The organism is Halomonas sp. 111 (genome assembly GCF_052379685.1).
GTDB classification, from domain to species: Bacteria; Pseudomonadota; Gammaproteobacteria; order Pseudomonadales; family Halomonadaceae; genus Vreelandella; species Vreelandella citrativorans.
Window position 1 is genome coordinate 167,580 of the sequence record NZ_JBQSYV010000003.1, and the last position, 15,847, is coordinate 183,426.

Here is a 15,847-nt window from a genome sequence, read left to right on the forward strand (position 1 = left end):
AGGAGCGCGTGTGACCGATTCAAGTTGGGTTATTTATAAACGGCTACTTAGCTACGTAAAACCACACTGGCAAGCATTTGGCTTGGCCGCTATTGGGTTTGTGGTATATGCCGCATCAAGTACGGCACTTGCTGAGATGATGAAGCGGTTAATCGACGGTATCCAAAATCCCGATGCTGCTTTTCGGCTGTTTCTTCCGCTGTTTGTTATTTTGATGTTTGCTTCGCGTGGTGTAGGCACTTTTCTAAGCACCTACTATATGGCGTATGTAGGACGCTATGTGATCCACACGCTGCGCTGCGACGTTTTTGCCCACATGCTGCATCTGCCTGGGCGGTTTTTTGACCAGCACTCAAGCGGCCACCTTGTTTCGCGCGTGACCTACCATGTAGAGCAAGTGGCGGGTGCTGCAACGAACGCTGTCACCGTTATTTTGCGTGAAGGCCTGTTTGTTGTGGGGTTGGTGGGTTATTTGTTTTGGACGAACTGGATGCTAACCCTACTGTTTTTAGGGGTTACCCCTATTATTGGCGTGGTGGTGAGCTATGTCAGCAAGCGCTTTCGGCGTATTTCCAAACGCATACAAAGCTCGATGGGTGATGTCACTCATGTCGCTTCCGAAGGCTTGTCAGGCTACCGCGTTGTGCGCACCTACGGCGCTGAGGATTATGAAAAGCAACGGTTTGCACGGGTAAGCGAAGAGAACCGTAAACAGAGTATGAAAGAAGCAATGACGCGGGCGATAAGCTCCCCGGTTATTCTTATGCTGGTAGCGATATCCATGGCGCTGCTGGTGTGGCTGGCCATGGCGCCGGCGATAATGGCCGATATGACGCCAGGTGAGTTTGTTGCGTTTATTACCGCAGCGGCCTTGATGATCAAGCCGGTACGTCAGCTCACTGAAATTAACAGTGAAATTCAAAAAGGGCTTGCCGCCGCTTCAGAGCTCTTTGGGTTGATGGATACAGCACCGGAACAAGACACCGGTCAGCGTGTGCCCAAGCGTCTAACGGGCGAGCTGATGCTCGAAAATATTGGTTTTCGCTATGCCGACGACCAGCCAAGCGTGCTGCATGACATCAATTTGCACGTCTCGCCTGGTGAGATGGTGGCGATTGTGGGTCGTTCAGGCAGCGGAAAATCAACCCTCGTTAGCCTATTGCCACGCTTTTATCGTCTTAATGAAGGGCGCATCTTAATCGATGGTGTGGATATCAATGAGTATGCGTTAGGTCCATTGCGTCAGCAGATTGGCTTGGTCACACAGCAAGTGACGCTCTTTAACGCCACGGTGGCCGATAATATTGCTTATGGCACGGCGAACCCTGATCGTCAGGCAGTTGAAGCTGCTGCCAAGGCGGCGTATGCCAGCGAATTTATCGATAAGCTGCCACAAGGTTATGAAACGGTGGTGGGTGAAAACGGGGTCATGCTATCGGGTGGGCAACGCCAGCGTCTGGCGATCGCCCGGGCGATTTTTAAAGATAGCCCGATATTGATTTTGGACGAGGCAACCTCCGCTCTGGATACCGAGTCTGAGCGTTACATCCAAAAAGCGCTGGAGCACGTCTGCCAGGGACGAACGACACTCGTCATTGCCCATCGTCTGTCCACGATTGAGCGTGCAGATCGAATCCTGGTGATGGACCAGGGGCGTATTATTGAGCAAGGAGCGCACCAGGAGCTTCTGGACAAAGGTGGTGCCTACTCTGCGCTGTATCAACTTCAGTTTCAGGAAGCATAATGACGCTGGCGCAGCGCTGGCTTGAAGCGGGCTATCACAATAGCCCATGGCTATTGCCGCTAAGGCCATTGGGCGCGCTTTATAACTATGCCATGGCGCGTCGTGAAGCCGCGTACGTGAGTGGCCAAAAGGCCACATGGCGTGCGCCAGTGCCGGTCATCGTGGTGGGTAATATCACCCTGGGTGGAACCGGAAAGTCGCCATTAGTGGCCTGGTTAAGCCGCTGGTTGGTCGCACAAGGTTGGACGCCGGGTATTGTCACGCGTGGTTATGGCGGTAAAGCCGAGCACTACCCGCTCCAGGTAACGCCATCGACGGATCCCGCGCAAAGCGGTGACGAGCCGGTTATGTTGGCTCAGCAAACCTTGTTGCCCGTGGTAGCAGACCCCAAGCGTGCGCGTGGCGCTCAAGCGTTGGTCGATCTCGGTTGCGATATTATTTTGAGTGACGACGGGCTGCAGCATCTGGCGCTTGAGCGAGACATTGAGATTGTGGTGATTGATGGTGCACGAGGATTGGGTAATCGTCGCTGCCTGCCTGCGGGGCCACTGCGTGAGTCGCCCGAACGTTTAGCGCGTGTAGATGCGGTGGTTGTTAATGGTGAAATAGTGAATGGTGAAATAGCGAAGGGAGACATGCGCCAATCACTTTCGGTGAGCGCCACTTCCATGCAGCTAATGCCGATAAGTTGGCGGCGCCTAAATGATGGCAAGCGCTTTCCGCTGACACCGCTACCTTTTAGCGTGCCGGTGTTTGGCGTGGCCGGTATCGGACACCCCGCGCGCTTTTTTACTACATTGCGTGATTTAGGCGTAAACGGTGAGATGCTGGCGCTGGCAGACCACCAGCGTTTTAGTGCGGATATATTTACTCCGGCGAAACAGCGGCCCGTGGTCATGACCGCCAAAGATGCGGTGAAATGCATGGGAATTGCGCCACCCAATAGCTGGATATTAGAAGTGGAGGCAACGCTTCCATTAGAATTTGAACATTGGCTGGCAGCCAGGCTGTCAGCTCTGTCCTGAAGGGGATGCATAAATGGATAAGGAACTGCTGGCAATGCTGGTTTGCCCGTTATGTAACGGCAAGCTTAAGTACGACCGCGAAGCGCAGGAACTGGTTTGTCTTTATGACGGTCTAGCGTATCCGATACAAGAAGGTATCCCGGTTATGCTGCCTGAGGAAGCCCGGGTAATGGACGCTGACGAAAAGCTCCCAACCTCACCAGGTCGCACGGGAGACCTGTAATGGCGTTTCCTGCATTTATAGCCGTTGTGCCTGCCCGCTATGGTTCAACCCGGTTGCCAGGCAAGCCACTGCTGGATATTGCTGGTGAGCCTATGGTCGCCCATGTATGGCGGCGTGCCTGTCAAAGCCAGGCGGCTCGTGTCGTTGTTGCGACCGATGATGAACGTATCCGTGATGCGATGCTGCCGTATGGGGCTGAGGTCGTCATGACGCGCGATGATCACGCCTCGGGAACGGATCGGCTTGCCGAAGTTGCCCAGGTCCTTTCTTTGGGTGAAAACGAGCTAGTGGTGAATGTGCAGGGTGACGAGCCGCTCATTCCGCCCGCGTTAATCGACCAAGTGGCACTGCGCTTGGCCGATGACGCAGAAGCCTCCATTGCGACGTTGGCTGAGCCGATTAACGATGTAGCATCACTCTTTAATCCCAATGTGGTCAAAGTAGTGCGCTCACTGCAGGGGCGGGCGCTGTATTTCTCACGTGCGCCCATCCCCTGGGATCGTGAGCAGTTCAAGCAGCAGCCTGCACTGCTTGAAACGGATGCATGGCTGCGCCATATCGGGATTTATGCCTATCGCGCGAGCTTTCTAGCCGCCTATCAGGATTGGCCGGCCTCAATGCTGGAGCAGTTAGAGCAGCTTGAACAGCTGCGCGCTTTGCAGCATGGCCATTTAATTCAGGTGGCATTGGCGTGCGAGGTTAACCCGGCAGGTGTCGACACGGCGGAAGATTTAGCTCGTGTTCGCGCGCTGTTAGCGCCATCTGGTTAATACTTTTCAACGTACAGGGAGCGCGTCGTGACGCGGGTACTTTTTGTCTGTTTAGGAAATATTTGTCGCTCGCCCACTGCCGAGGGCATTTTTCGACGTGCACTGGAAAACGCAGGTATGAGTGAACGTGTCAGTATTGACTCTTGCGGAGTAGGCGCTTGGCACATAGGGAAAGCACCCGATTCGCGCGCTCAATCAGCAGCCAAGCGGCGAGGTATTGACCTGAGCCAGCTATGTGCCCGGCAGCTGACCGCAGAAGATTTTCTGACATTCGATTATGTACTGGGCATGGATGACGACAATCTGCGGGCAATGCGTGCCTTGAAACCAGACGAAAGCAACGCTTATGTCGGGCTTTTCCTGGAGTTCTCTGGAACGCCGGGAGCAGAGGTTTCAGACCCTTACTATGGCGGTGAGCAGGGGTTTGAAGACGTACTTGATATGATCGAAACGGCGTCACAAGGGTTAATCCAGCACCTGAAAAGTGACCGCGTGTGACAGCTTCAGCCCTTAAAAACTCGGCTTGTCTCATTAACGAACGCGTGGATCTTTCATCGTCCAATACGTTACGTTTGCCCTGCGTGACTGATTATTACGCTGAACCCACCACGCTAGACGCCTTACGTGCGACGCTTGCTATCGCCCATCATCAGTGCTGGCCGGTAACGCTTTTGGGCGGGGGGAGCAACGTGCTTTTGCCGCCGCGCTTAACAGGGATTGCGATACGCCCGGCACTACGGCAGTGGTGGCTGACCTCGGCGGGTAATAATGTGTTGGCGCATGTGGGGGCTGGCGTTAACTGGCATACGCTGGTGCTCAATATGGCGGCCCGAGGGTTCTGGGGAATTGAAAACCTGGCGCTGATTCCGGGTGATTGTGGTGCAGCCCCCGTGCAAAACATCGGCGCCTATGGCGTTGAGCTTGCCGATAGCCTTCAGGCCGTGCAGGTCATGGAGATTGCGACAGGAAGCACGCGTTGGCTTGAGAATGCTGAGTGTGCGTTTGGCTACCGCGATAGCCTTTTCAAGGGTGCGCTGTGTGATCGTGTCGTGATTACTCGGCTGGTATTGCGGCTTTCCAGGCAGCCCGCACCGAAGGTTCACTATGGCGATCTTGCCTCGCGCTTGCCGAATGCGCCCACCCCGTTGGATGTTGCAGAGGCAGTGGCAGCTATTCGTCAGGAAAAATTGCCAGACCCGGGGCAGCTTGCCAATGCAGGCAGTTTTTTCAAGAATCCCATTGTTTCAGATCAGCAAGGGCAGACGCTATTGGCCCGCTATCCTGACATGCCACATTTCCCTTTAGGCGAAGGAAAGACCAAATTGGCGGCCGGTTGGTTGATTGATCAGTGCGGTCTTAAAGGTGTATGTGAGGGCGAATTTGGCGTGCATGACCGCCAGGCGTTAGTGTTGGTTCATTTTGGCGGCGGTGACCGTAAGGGTTTGCTGCGCTTTGCAGGCAAGATTATCGACCGTGTGCATGCTCGTTTTAATGTACAGCTGGAGCCGGAGCCACGTTTGGTTCAAGGTTGATAAATACATGAGCACTAACGCATAAAAAAACCCCGCCAGGCGGGGTTTTTTTACGCAGTCAGCAAATTACTCTTTGCTGGCTTCTTGTGCCTGCTTGCGCAGCTCACGAGGGTCGTTATGCGCACGGGTACGGCGACGACGCGGCTTGGGTGCTTCTTCAGCCACTTCTTCGGCGACAGGTGCGTCTACCGATTTAGCGGCGTGTGGCGCAACGTCAACGTTAGTGGCGTCAGGCTGCACATCTTCCTGGGCAAGCGATTTGTCGGCAGGTACGTTATCCGCAGGTGTGCTGCTTTCTACAGGTTTCTCGTCTGCCAACGCATTGACCGGTGCCAACTGCTGGGGTTCATCGGCTACGCCGCTTTCGGCCAATTCAGTGGGCGATGGCGCGAGCGTAGTATCGACGTTGCTACTTGCGTCGCTTTCGAGCTTTTCATCGGTCTGCTGCGGAAGAGATATGACATCGTCACTCTTCGCTTCATCTGCCGTTTTCGGTTCATCTTCCGGGACCGGTGCGCTTTCAGGCTCGGCAGCTGCGGGCGTCTCTTGCTGGGCCGGTGCTGTTGCTTCAGTTGGCGCAACGTCATGCTCGGCGACTTTCGGAGAGGGCTGTTCCGCTTTAAGTGTTTCGGCGGGTTCAACTGCCGCTACCGGAGTAGTTTCGTCAGCAGCGCTAACGCCGGTATTTTCCGCGTCTTGAGGCTTGGCACTTTCCTGAGCTGCTTCCTGAGCTGGTGCTTGAGCTGGTGCTTGAGAAAGTTCCTGAACGGTTTCCTGAGTGTTTTCCTCAGCGGTCGCTTGATGCGAGTGGCTGTCAGCGTGATTGCTATCTGCAATGCTGCTGGCAGGCGAAGCTTCGGCTTGCGTTTCAGGCAACTGTGCAGAGGCTTCAGAAAGGCTTTCGTGAGCGACTTCCTGTTTCGGTGCTGCAGCTTCGGGCGTTTCCGCCGCTGGGGCTGTAGCGTCTGCGTGCGTGGCCTCTTCGGCTGCCTGGGCCTGCAGCTTTAACTGCTCGGCTTCCGCCTGGGGGCTGACTGCCTGCTTGCGTGAACGGTTGCGCGGGTTGTTGCGCGTACGCTTCGGTTTGCCATCATCCTGGGGAGTCGGCTGCTCTGCGTTGTTTTGCGCAGCTTCTTTTGCCGGTTTATTGTCGCGTTGAGTCTCTCGACGTGACTCTTTTTGAGGCGCTTTCTTCGATGTATTCAGACTTTCGTCTTTTGCGGGAGAGGTCTCTTTCTGATTCTGGCGGCTGTTTTTGCTGCCACTCTCCTGCGTTTTAGCCTCGTCCTGTTGCTGGTTCCGGCGCCGATTGCGAGTGCGAGAAGGGCCGCTGCGCTTATCGTTGGCTTCTTCGCTGGCATCGACATTGGCATTTCGCGACGGGGTCTGCCGCTGATCTGCCTTGCTGTTTTCGGTGCGCTCGCTACGGGCAGGACGCTGTTTCGTCTCACTGCCTAATGGGGCCGGTTTCTGTTGGCTGCGCTCGGCTTGTTTACGTGGCGCAGGCGCTTCTGGCTTGCTAGTAGGGGCTTCGGCTGGGCTGTTGTCATCGCTGCCCAGTAGCTTTGCAAACCCGCGGATAAAGCGCCCAATAACGCTGGGTTGCTCATCGTTGGTAGCAGGTACGGTGGCCTTGGCTGCTGCTGGCTCGTCCGTCTGTAGTGAGGCGGGGGCGGGGGCATTATGAGCAATGCTCTTAACTGCCGCTTCAGCGCGCTGTGTGGGCGGCGAGAAGTTGGGGTTGGGCTCTTTGCCTACTTCGGTATCGGTAGATAGCTCGAAGCTTGACAGTGTTTGAGTGTCATCTTCATCTAAATGGTCATCGCGTAAACGCTGCACGTCATAATGAGGCGTATGCATTTCCGGATTGGGTAGCAGTACAACGCGTACCTCTTGGCGTGACTCAATATCGGCCAGTACGCTACGTTTTTCATTGAGCAGATAGGTAGCAACAGGTACGGGCAGAATCGCACGAATTTGTGCGCTACGCTCTTTCATGGCCTCTTCTTCGATAAGGCGCATGATCGAGAGCGAGAGCGAACGGACATCGCGGATGGTGCCCTGACCATTACAGCGCGGGCAGACCACACCGCTGGTTTCGCCCAGTGAAGGGCGCAGGCGCTGGCGAGACATCTCCATCAAGCCAAAGCGTGAAATGCGCCCAATCTGTACCCGTGCGCGGTCAAGCTTCAAAGCGTCGCGCATGCGGTTTTCGACTTCGCGCTGATTGCGTGCCGGGCCCATGTCGATAAAGTCAATCACCACCAGGCCGCCAATGTCCCGAAGGCGCAGCTGGCGGGCGATTTCATCGGCCGCTTCAGAATTGGTCTGAAGGGCGGTTTCTTCAATATCGCTGCCGCGGGTCGCTCGGGCGGAGTTGATGTCGATTGAAACCAGTGCTTCGGTATGGTCGATAACGATCGAGCCGCCAGACGGGAGTTTTACCTCGCGCTGATAGGCTGTTTCGATCTGTGACTCAATTTGAAAGCGCGAGAAGAGCGGCACTTCATCCGCATAGAGTTTGATTTTTTGCTGATATGACGGCATTACCTGACGGATAAAGCCTAGTGCTTCAGCATGAATCTCAGGGCTGTCAATGAGCACTTCGCCGATATCCTGGCGCAGGTAATCCCGCATGGCCCGGATAATAACGTTGGATTCGCGGTAAATCAGGAACGGAGCAGGGCGCTTGGCGGCCTCTGTGGTGATTGATTCCCATACCTGGGCCAGATAATCCAGGTCCCACTGAAGCTCTTCGGGATTACGGCCAATGCCCGCCGTGCGCACGATGAGACCCATCTTGTCAGGTACGGTGAGCTGACCCATGGCGTCTTTTAGCTGGCTGCGCTCTTCGCCCTCAATGCGGCGAGAAATACCGCCTGCACGAGGGTTGTTGGGCATAAGCACCAAAAAGCGGCCTGCCAGGCTAATAAAGGTCGTTAAGGCTGCGCCTTTGTTGCCGCGCTCTTCCTTGTCCACCTGCACGATAACTTCCTGGCCCTCTTTCAGTACCTCTTTAATACTGGGGCGGCCAGATACGTCTTTAAGAAAGTATTCGCGGGAGATCTCCTTGAGCGGTAGAAAACCATGGCGCTCTGCACCAAAGTCAACGAAGGCCGCTTCAAGGGAGGGTTCCACGCGGGTAATTTTGCCGCGGTAAATATTGGCTTTTTTCTGCTCTCGTGCACCTGATTCAATATCCAAATCGTACAGGCGTTGTCCATCAACCAGCGCGACCCGAAGCTCTTCGGGTTGGGTCGCATTGATAAGCATCCGTTTCATGTTGTCTCGCATAGCGTTGCGCGCCGACGGACCGTCTAAGGAGTGACGTAGACGAATCGGTGGGTGCTGCGTGCTTGTGCTCGGCGCATGGTTATGCTGACGCGGCAAGCCAGGAAGGTTTTAACCGACCCGGCTGACAGGTTGAGTACGTGGCGGAGGCAGGACGTGTTTCGGTGGCTGTCACGTCCATCCGGCCCTGCTGACACCGCCTACACCTAGCATTCATCGATTCGTCAACGCCGGCCGTCGGCACAGCGTTGAACTTGTCGCCCAGAAGTGACCAGCGCCTTGTGACGAAAAGACGGGGCAGTTCTGGGCGTGGCGTTTTATTCAGCATTCGCTTGCCGTTTTGGGCTAAGCGTTAGCAAATCTGTCGACATCATACGGGCGACAGAGTGACTGCATTTTAATACGTTAAGATTCGGGCAATGCGTACACTGGCGCCGCTTCTTGTGCTCAGGCCTGCGTGTTAGTCGGGCAGGCGCTTTTAGCTAAACGTGGTAGTAGCACTTGTGAAAACTGTAATACTCGACAAGCTGCCCACGCTTAGTAGTGAACGATTTGGAATATAACAGTAAAGACAACTACCAGCAATTGACGCAATGCCCTTGGGTCTACGTTAGAATGCCGTTTTTAGCCTGGCATCATAGAGACACAGCAGGAGTGCGCGGCAATGGCCGAAGGGCGTGAAGTACAGTGGGTGGATATCGCCCCGGAACAGGCAGGTCAAAGAATTGACAATTTTTTGATGACTCGCCTGAAAGGTGCTCCTAGAGCATTGATATACCGCATCGTGCGTAAAGGTGAAGTGCGGGTTAATAAAAAGCGCGTCAAGGTGGACTACCGTCTCCAGGCGGGTGACCTGGTCCGGGTGCCGCCATTACGTTTGGCGCCGCGTGAGGCGGTGAAGGAAGTCAGCGATAATTTGCGTGACGTGTTAGTAGGTAGCGTCATTATGGAAGGCCCTGACTGGATGGTGCTTAATAAGCCTTCTGGCTTGGCGGTGCATGGGGGGAGCGGGGTTAAAATCGGGTTGATTGAAGCACTGCGTCAGGTGCGGGATGATTTGAGCTTTTTGGAGCTTGTTCATCGGCTTGATCGCGATACCTCTGGCTGCTTGTTGCTGGCAAAGTCTCGTGATGCCTTGGTGACACTTAACGAGTCGTTAAAAAAACATGGCATGGACAAGCGTTATCTGGCGCTTGTGAGCGGTCGCTGGCCTGCACGTAAAACCTATGAAAGTGCGCGTCTTGACCGATTCGACGCGGGTAACGGTGAGCGTAGAGTGCGGGTGGATCCAAACGGCAAGGTATCGCGCACCCATTTTGCGGTTGTTGAAACCTTTGAGAAAGCCACGCTGATTGAAGCCGAACCGGTGACCGGACGAACACATCAAATTCGCGTTCATGCGACTCATGCGGGGCATGCGCTGCTTGGGGATGATAAGTACTCGACACGTGAAAGTGCGCACTTGACGAAACAGCTAGGCGTTAGTCGTCTGTTTTTGCATGCCCGCTCGCTAACGTTTCCAGAACCTACCAACGGCCGCCCAGTGACCGTTAAGGCACCGTTGCCAGAAGTTCTGGAAGACGTGCTCAAGCGTGCTCGGCAATAAATGTACGGGCAGTGAAGTAATAAGGGGCGGTAATGCGTTACGAGCTGATTATTTTTGATTGGGACGGCACCCTGATGGATTCGGTGTCGAAAATTGTTGCCTGTATGCAGGTAGCGGCCCAGGAGGCTGAGTGGGGCGAGCTGGACGTCGCGGCAATTAGAGATATTATCGGCCTGGGGCTCCCTGAAGCCATCGCCACGCTGTGTCCGGGCATCGGTCCTGCTCAGGCCGAACGCTTGCGTCAGCGCTATGCACATCAGTTTGTGCATGGAAACACAACGCCCATGCCGTTTTTTAATGGGGTCGAGGCGCACGTAGCGCGCCTTCGCGAGCGCGAACAGCAGCGTTTGGCCGTTGCCACGGGTAAAAGCCGCCGTGGCCTTGATCGGGTTTTCACTGAAACGGGAAGTGGGGGCTGGTTTCATGCTAGTCGCACCGCAGATGAAACACGTTCAAAGCCACACCCACAAATGCTGAATGAGTTGCTTCTAGAGCTTGACGTTCCCGTGGAGCGTGCAGTGATGGTAGGCGATACGGAATATGACCTGGAAATGGCGCGGGCCATCGGCATGGATCGTGTGGCAGTAACGTACGGTGTTCATACGCCAGCGCGGCTAGCGGCAAGCCAGCCCAAGTGGGTCGCTCATAACGTTGAAGATCTTTTTGGCTGGCTGCATGGATGAGGATGCGACGTTGGGTGGATGGTCCATCATCTGGCGTCCCTAAACTCAAAAAAGGATGATATATGAGTGATGATTGGCGCCGCAGTGATGCCAGCGGGTACCAACAGCCTGAGGGCAACCCTGCATCTGATCGTTCAAATCAGGATCGCTGGACGCAGGGTCCTGACGTGGCGGCTTATAAAGATGAGGCTGCTACGGTGGGGGCGGCAGGCGATGATGCTGAAACGCTGCGTGAGCGGCAGCGCTTGGCCCAGGTTGAAATGATGGATCGTTGGATTGGCGGCGTGTTAACGGAGCAGCGTCGTACACGGCGTTGGAAGTTGTTTTTCCGTTTTATGACGCTCTTTTTGATACTGGCGTTAGTCGCGACCGTTGTATATAACGCTTTTTGGGCCACAGCGGGTGATGCGTCTACCCTACAGCGTCACTTGGGCATCGTAGACGTTAATGGCGTTATTGCCAGTGATGCTCCAGCGAATGCCGAGCGTATTATTCAGGGATTAAATCGCGCCTGGGAATCAGATAATACCGAAGCCGTTGTACTGCATATTGATAGCCCTGGCGGTAGCCCGGTTCAATCGCAGCGTATTTATGCGGAAATCATGCGCCTGCGCGAACAGGGTGATAAGCCGATTCTGGCGGTTATCGAGGATATCGGTGCGAGTGGGGCGTATTATATCGCCTCGGCAGCCGATGAAATCATTGCTTCACCGGCAAGCCTGGTGGGCTCGATTGGGGTTATTTATGCAGGATTTGGCTTTCAGGATGCGATCAGCCAGATAGGCGTGGAGCGCCGTGTGTTAACGGCGGGCGAGAACAAGGCATTTTTGGACCCGTTTCAGCCGCTTGATGAAGAGGCGCAGGCATTCTGGCAGAGTGTGTTGACGCAAACACATCAGCAATTTATGAATGACGTTCGTGCTGGGCGAGGCGATCGGCTAAGCGACCAGCCTGATATATTCTCTGGGCTTATCTGGAGTGGCGAGCAGGCGCTTGAGCTTGGCCTGGTGGACCAACTGGCAAGCCTTGAAGAAGTGGCGCGCGATCAGGTGGGGGAGGCGAGTTGGGAAGATTATACGCCGCGCCTTGACCCGTTCGATCGGTTGACGCGACGCTTTTCCCAAGTGGCGGCGGAGGTGCTTGGCCTTAAAGCGGCTCACTCGCCGCTACGCTATCAGGCACAATAAGCTCGAGCTTAACCGTCAAGTGGGTCCATGCCCACTTGGCGTAGCATATTACACAGCGCAATAAGCGGAAGCCCAATCAGGGCGTTCGGATCACGCCCTTCTAGCGCCTCAAATAGCGTGATGCCCAGTCCTTCCATTCGAAAGCTGCCAGCGCTGTCCAGTGGCTGCTCAAGGGTGACGTAGCGCTCAATTTCGCGTGTGGTCAGCTGCCGAAAGATAACGTCGAAAGGCTCTATGTGGGTGTAGTGGCGTTGCCTTTGGGTATCAAGCAGCGCTAACCCGGTTAAAAAAGTCACGCGCTGACCTGAAAAACGCGCCAGGTTGGCGCAGGCGCGTTCCTGGGTGTGAGGCTTGCCCAGTATGTCGCCTTCAAAGAGTGCTACCTGGTCTGAGCCGATGATGTAGTGATTGGGGAAGTGGGGCGCCACGGCGTTGGCTTTGCTGAGCGCTAAACGATGTACAAGTGCCCTGGGGGACTCATTGGCACGAGGTGTTTCGTCAATATCAGGCGAATAGCACTGATAGGGAAGCTGTAAGCGTTCCAACAGCTCTCGTCGCCAGCGCGAGCTTGAGCCCAGCACCAGCGATGCGTTTTGAGTAAGCGGCACGCCATTTCTCCTAAGCGATTTGGAATAAAAGGGGAGTGTAGCGAAAGCCAGCGGGCGTGCCTAACTTGCGGGTGTGGGCGATAAGTCATGGGGAAATGTGCGATAAACCATGAAGAATTGAGTTGAAGCTTTGACACCAGCGGGGGGAGTGCCTATCATTGCGCGCCTATGTTGACCTCACAACTCCCCAGCCGGGTTGAGCCTTATAAGCTTGCAGCCCGCCGCGAACGACTAGAAGGCGTAGTGGCACTGAATTCGTTGCCACGGCTTGCCGAAGAGGCAGGTGACCAAACGGGCGACTGTCATGTTGTCCTTGAGTTTGGTGTGGATGCCCAAGGTCGTCGTGAAATTCGTGGCCATTTGCAAGCGATACTGGCATTGCCATGTCGTCGTTGCCTGGTGCCGCTGAGCCAAGACGTGTCCAGTGACTTCCTGCTTGGAATGATCAGTGACGAGGCCTTGGCCGCCGAGCTGCCTGCCAGTCATGAACCGGTGCTGGTGGAAAAAGAACAGCTGGATCTACTAACGGTAGTTGAGGATGAGCTTATTCTCAGTCTGCCGCAGGTGGTCTATCACGATGAGACCGAATGCCATGTCTCGGCGGAGCAGCTGGTCAGCAAGACAGACGGCACGTCAGAAGAAGCGACGCCGGCCACGAACCCTTTCGCAGTGCTTAATGCCTTAAAGGGCAAAAAGTAAGCGTTATTTACCCTACACACCCTGGAGTAAACACCCATGGCAGTTCAAAAGAACCGTAAGACTCGTTCCAAGCGCGGTATGCGTCGTAGCCACGACGCGCTGAGTGCGCCGACGCTGTCTCAGGACAAAGAAACCGGTACGACGCACCTGCGTCACCATGTCGCTGCAGATGGTTTCTATCGTGGTCGCAAGGTGGTTGAGGTATAAGCCTTAACTATCTTGTTAAGCGGCCAAATAGAGTGGGTGCTGCATGCGCCTAGCGATTGATGTGATGGGAGGCGATCAAGGCTCCCATGCGGTTATCGAAGGCTCTGCAAGAGCAGTGATTGAACATCCTGGTCTTGAATTGACTCTGTTTGGTCCGCGTCAGCATATTATTGCTGAGCTTTCACGCTTGCCGCAGCCTCTGGCTGCGGCAGCGTCACGTTTAGCGGTTAGTGATGCCCCTTTAAGCATCTCTCAGGCCTCCAGTGCTGCCTGGGCGCTTCGTCATGGCCAGGCAAGCAGTATGGCGTGTATGTTGCGGAGTCTTCGGTTGGGCGAGTCAGTCGCTGGCGTAAGCGCGGGCAATACGGCTGCGTTGGTCGCGCTTGCTCGTCGTGAGCTGGGAACGCTTAAAGGTATTTCACGGCCTGCTATTAGTACTGCGATTCCGGCCCGCTATGGCCGCCGCTGCTATTTACTGGATTTGGGCGCGAACGTGGATTCGCCCGCGCACCGGTTGGTTGATTTTGCCGTCATGGGTGCTGCCATGGCGCAGTGCGTTGATAATGTAAGCCTGCCCCGTGTCGCGCTGCTTAATGTGGGGGCGGAAGCTACCAAGGGGAGTGCGAATGTGCGCGAAGCAGACCGGCTTCTGCGCGAATATCCTGATGCGTCCGCCTTTGCCTATCAGGGGTATGCCGAAGGTGGTGATCTTTTTGAAGGCAAGCTTGATGTGGTGGTGTGTGATGGCTTTGTCGGGAATGCCGTACTCAAAGCAAGCGAAGGTTTGACTCGTATGCTGGTTGAGCGTGTCCAAATGGCGTTTGAATCGCGCCTAAGCGGTCGTTTGGCAAGCCTACTGGCCAAGCCTGTGTTGCGCTATCTAAAGCAAGAATTAAACCCTGTGCGCTACAATGGAGCAAGCCTGCTTGGTTTGAAGGGCATCGTGGTGAAAAGCCATGGTGGTACCCAAGCGGAGGGTTTTTATTATGCGATCCAGCGTGCTGTACATGAGGTGGAGCATAATCTACCCGCGCGTATGGCAGGGCGTTGGGAGCGCCGTTAATACCATTTTCAGTCATTAAGGAAGGCGCTTATGTGTACACCATGGTGTAGGGTATGGGCGCAGAGTGCTACTAGGTAAAGTGCTCGATAATAAAAGGTTAGAACTTATTTTGCGGGCTATGGGTGACAGCAGGATGTAGCCATAGCCACGCTTATCGCTCAAATGAGCAAATGCCTAAAGAGCAAAGGTGAACGACATGTCTCAACCCCTTGCCCTCATTTTTCCCGGGCAAGGCTCTCAGCAGCTTGGAATGCTGCGTGAGCTAGCCGAACGCTATAGTGTAGTGGGAACAACATTTGAGGAAGCTTCGGATGCACTTGGTTACGACTTGTGGAAAGTCGTCCAGGAAGGCCCCGAGGCCGCGCTAAACGCGACCGCTTGCACGCAGCCTGCGCTGCTTTCTGCTAGTGTTGCAATTTGGCGGGTGTGGCAGGAGCTTGAAGGGCCTCGGCCTACTGTCATGGCCGGGCACAGCCTAGGTGAATATAGCGCCATGGTGTGTGCGGGTGTGATGAGCTTTGCTGAAGGCGTTCAGTTGGTTCGCCTTCGCGGCGAAGCCATGCAGGACGCTGTACCGGTCGGTGAGGGCGGTATGGCGGCTATTCTCGGCTTGGAAGATAGTGCGGTTGAAGCCGCTTGCGCCAGTGCTGCGCAGGGGGATATTGTTTCGGCCGTTAATTATAATTCGCCGGGCCAGGTCGTGATTGCCGGAAGTGCCGCTGCGGTTGAGCGGGCGATTGTGGCGTGTCAGGAGGCGGGTGCCAAGCGTGCAATGGCGCTGCCGGTTTCGGTGCCTTCGCATTGTGAACTGATGCGTCCAGCAGCCGAGCGTTTGGCCGCCGCTATGGAAAGTGTCGAATTTCGAGCGCCACGTTACACGGTTATTCAGAACGTAGATGCGCAGGCGCATGCCGACATTGATACGCTGCGTACGCGGTTGATCGAACAGCTTTATCAGCCGGTGCGTTGGGCGGCATGCGTTGAAGCCATGGCTGCTCAGTCTGTTAATGTGTTTATTGAGTGTGGCCCAGGTAAAGTGCTGACAGGGCTTAACAAGCGCATTGTCCGTGGCGCTAAAGGGTTGGCAGTCAATGACCCTGACAGTCTGGATGCGGCGCTTGAACTGGCACGTGAAGCGCAGGCTAGTGACGCCTAGTTCGCTGAGATTTTCGCTATCCTTGCTTATTTACGTGGTTAAAAAGCCAATAG

General features: G+C 55.2%; 15 protein-coding genes. 13 read left to right on the forward strand and 2 right to left on the reverse strand.

Features of this window, described 5'->3' with window-relative positions; all coding sequences use genetic code 11:
- Positions 1 to 10: 10 nt before the first annotated feature.
- Genes msbA through murB form a run of 6 tightly spaced genes read left to right on the forward strand, consistent with a single transcriptional unit; the run spans position 11 to position 5,294 of the window.
- Positions 11 to 1,744 carry a lipid A export permease/ATP-binding protein MsbA gene (msbA, locus tag ACT3T7_RS03580; RefSeq protein WP_444621422.1) on the forward strand — a complete coding sequence of 578 codons (1,734 nt, stop codon included), beginning with the start codon at positions 11 to 13 and terminating at the stop codon, positions 1,742 to 1,744.
- On the forward strand, positions 1,744 to 2,769 hold the full coding sequence (gene lpxK, locus ACT3T7_RS03585) for a tetraacyldisaccharide 4'-kinase (protein WP_444630114.1): 1,026 nt from the start codon (positions 1,744 to 1,746) through the stop codon (positions 2,767 to 2,769). Before msbA ends, lpxK begins: the two co-directional genes overlap by 1 nt.
- Positions 2,770 to 2,782: 13 nt before the next feature.
- Entirely contained in the window at positions 2,783 to 2,992 is a 210-nt protein-coding gene (locus tag ACT3T7_RS03590; protein WP_172116363.1) for a Trm112 family protein, read from the forward strand.
- The gene (gene kdsB, locus ACT3T7_RS03595; RefSeq protein WP_172116364.1) at positions 2,992 to 3,762 is read left to right on the forward strand and encodes a 3-deoxy-manno-octulosonate cytidylyltransferase; all 771 of its coding nucleotides are present in this window, start codon (positions 2,992 to 2,994) and stop codon (positions 3,760 to 3,762) included. Before ACT3T7_RS03590 ends, kdsB begins: the two co-directional genes overlap by 1 nt.
- A gap of 27 nt (positions 3,763 to 3,789) precedes the next feature.
- On the forward strand, positions 3,790 to 4,260 hold the full coding sequence (locus tag ACT3T7_RS03600; protein ID WP_444621424.1) for a low molecular weight protein-tyrosine-phosphatase: 471 nt from the start codon (positions 3,790 to 3,792) through the stop codon (positions 4,258 to 4,260).
- Positions 4,257 to 5,294 carry a UDP-N-acetylmuramate dehydrogenase gene (murB, locus tag ACT3T7_RS03605; RefSeq protein WP_319941218.1) on the forward strand — a complete coding sequence of 346 codons (1,038 nt, stop codon included), beginning with the start codon at positions 4,257 to 4,259 and terminating at the stop codon, positions 5,292 to 5,294. The genes ACT3T7_RS03600 and murB overlap by 4 nt, the downstream gene beginning before the upstream one ends.
- Positions 5,295 to 5,360: 66 nt before the next feature.
- On the opposite strand, the gene rne is transcribed toward murB, so the two are convergent.
- Entirely contained in the window at positions 5,361 to 8,576 is a 3,216-nt protein-coding gene (rne, locus tag ACT3T7_RS03610; protein WP_172116366.1) for a ribonuclease E, read from the reverse strand.
- 673 nt (positions 8,577 to 9,249) lie between these two features.
- Here rne and ACT3T7_RS03615 point away from each other — a divergent pair.
- From ACT3T7_RS03615 to sppA, 3 genes are all read left to right on the forward strand, one after another.
- Complete coding sequence (locus ACT3T7_RS03615) at positions 9,250 to 10,191, forward strand: RluA family pseudouridine synthase (RefSeq protein ID WP_087109302.1); 942 nt, start codon at positions 9,250 to 9,252, stop codon at positions 10,189 to 10,191.
- A 32-nt stretch (positions 10,192 to 10,223) separates the two neighbouring features.
- Positions 10,224 to 10,874 carry an HAD-IA family hydrolase gene (locus ACT3T7_RS03620; RefSeq protein ID WP_193053768.1) on the forward strand — a complete coding sequence of 217 codons (651 nt, stop codon included), beginning with the start codon at positions 10,224 to 10,226 and terminating at the stop codon, positions 10,872 to 10,874.
- A gap of 62 nt (positions 10,875 to 10,936) precedes the next feature.
- Positions 10,937 to 12,061: a signal peptide peptidase SppA gene (sppA, locus tag ACT3T7_RS03625; protein ID WP_444630115.1), complete on the forward strand. Its 1,125-nt coding sequence runs from the start codon at positions 10,937 to 10,939 to the stop codon at positions 12,059 to 12,061.
- A gap of 8 nt (positions 12,062 to 12,069) precedes the next feature.
- Here the strand turns inward: sppA and ACT3T7_RS03630 are convergent, their stop codons facing one another.
- Positions 12,070 to 12,669, reverse strand: coding sequence for a Maf family protein (locus ACT3T7_RS03630; RefSeq protein ID WP_172116369.1), 600 nt, complete (start codon positions 12,667 to 12,669; stop codon positions 12,070 to 12,072).
- Positions 12,670 to 12,837: 168 nt separating this feature from the next.
- Here ACT3T7_RS03630 and ACT3T7_RS03635 point away from each other — a divergent pair, with 168 nt between their 5' ends.
- The 4 genes from ACT3T7_RS03635 to fabD all read left to right on the forward strand — a co-directional run bounded on the left by ACT3T7_RS03635 (position 12,838) and on the right by fabD (position 15,794).
- Positions 12,838 to 13,368, forward strand: coding sequence for a YceD family protein (locus ACT3T7_RS03635; protein ID WP_172116370.1), 531 nt, complete (start codon positions 12,838 to 12,840; stop codon positions 13,366 to 13,368).
- Between the two features lie 36 nt (positions 13,369 to 13,404).
- Positions 13,405 to 13,575 carry a 50S ribosomal protein L32 gene (gene rpmF / locus ACT3T7_RS03640; RefSeq protein ID WP_087109291.1) on the forward strand — a complete coding sequence of 57 codons (171 nt, stop codon included), beginning with the start codon at positions 13,405 to 13,407 and terminating at the stop codon, positions 13,573 to 13,575.
- A gap of 43 nt (positions 13,576 to 13,618) precedes the next feature.
- The gene (plsX, locus tag ACT3T7_RS03645) at positions 13,619 to 14,638 is read left to right on the forward strand and encodes a phosphate acyltransferase PlsX (RefSeq protein ID WP_193053765.1); all 1,020 of its coding nucleotides are present in this window, start codon (positions 13,619 to 13,621) and stop codon (positions 14,636 to 14,638) included.
- 196 nt (positions 14,639 to 14,834) lie between these two features.
- Positions 14,835 to 15,794, forward strand: coding sequence for an ACP S-malonyltransferase (gene fabD / locus ACT3T7_RS03650; protein ID WP_193053764.1), 960 nt, complete (start codon positions 14,835 to 14,837; stop codon positions 15,792 to 15,794).
- Positions 15,795 to 15,847: the final 53 nt, after the last annotated feature.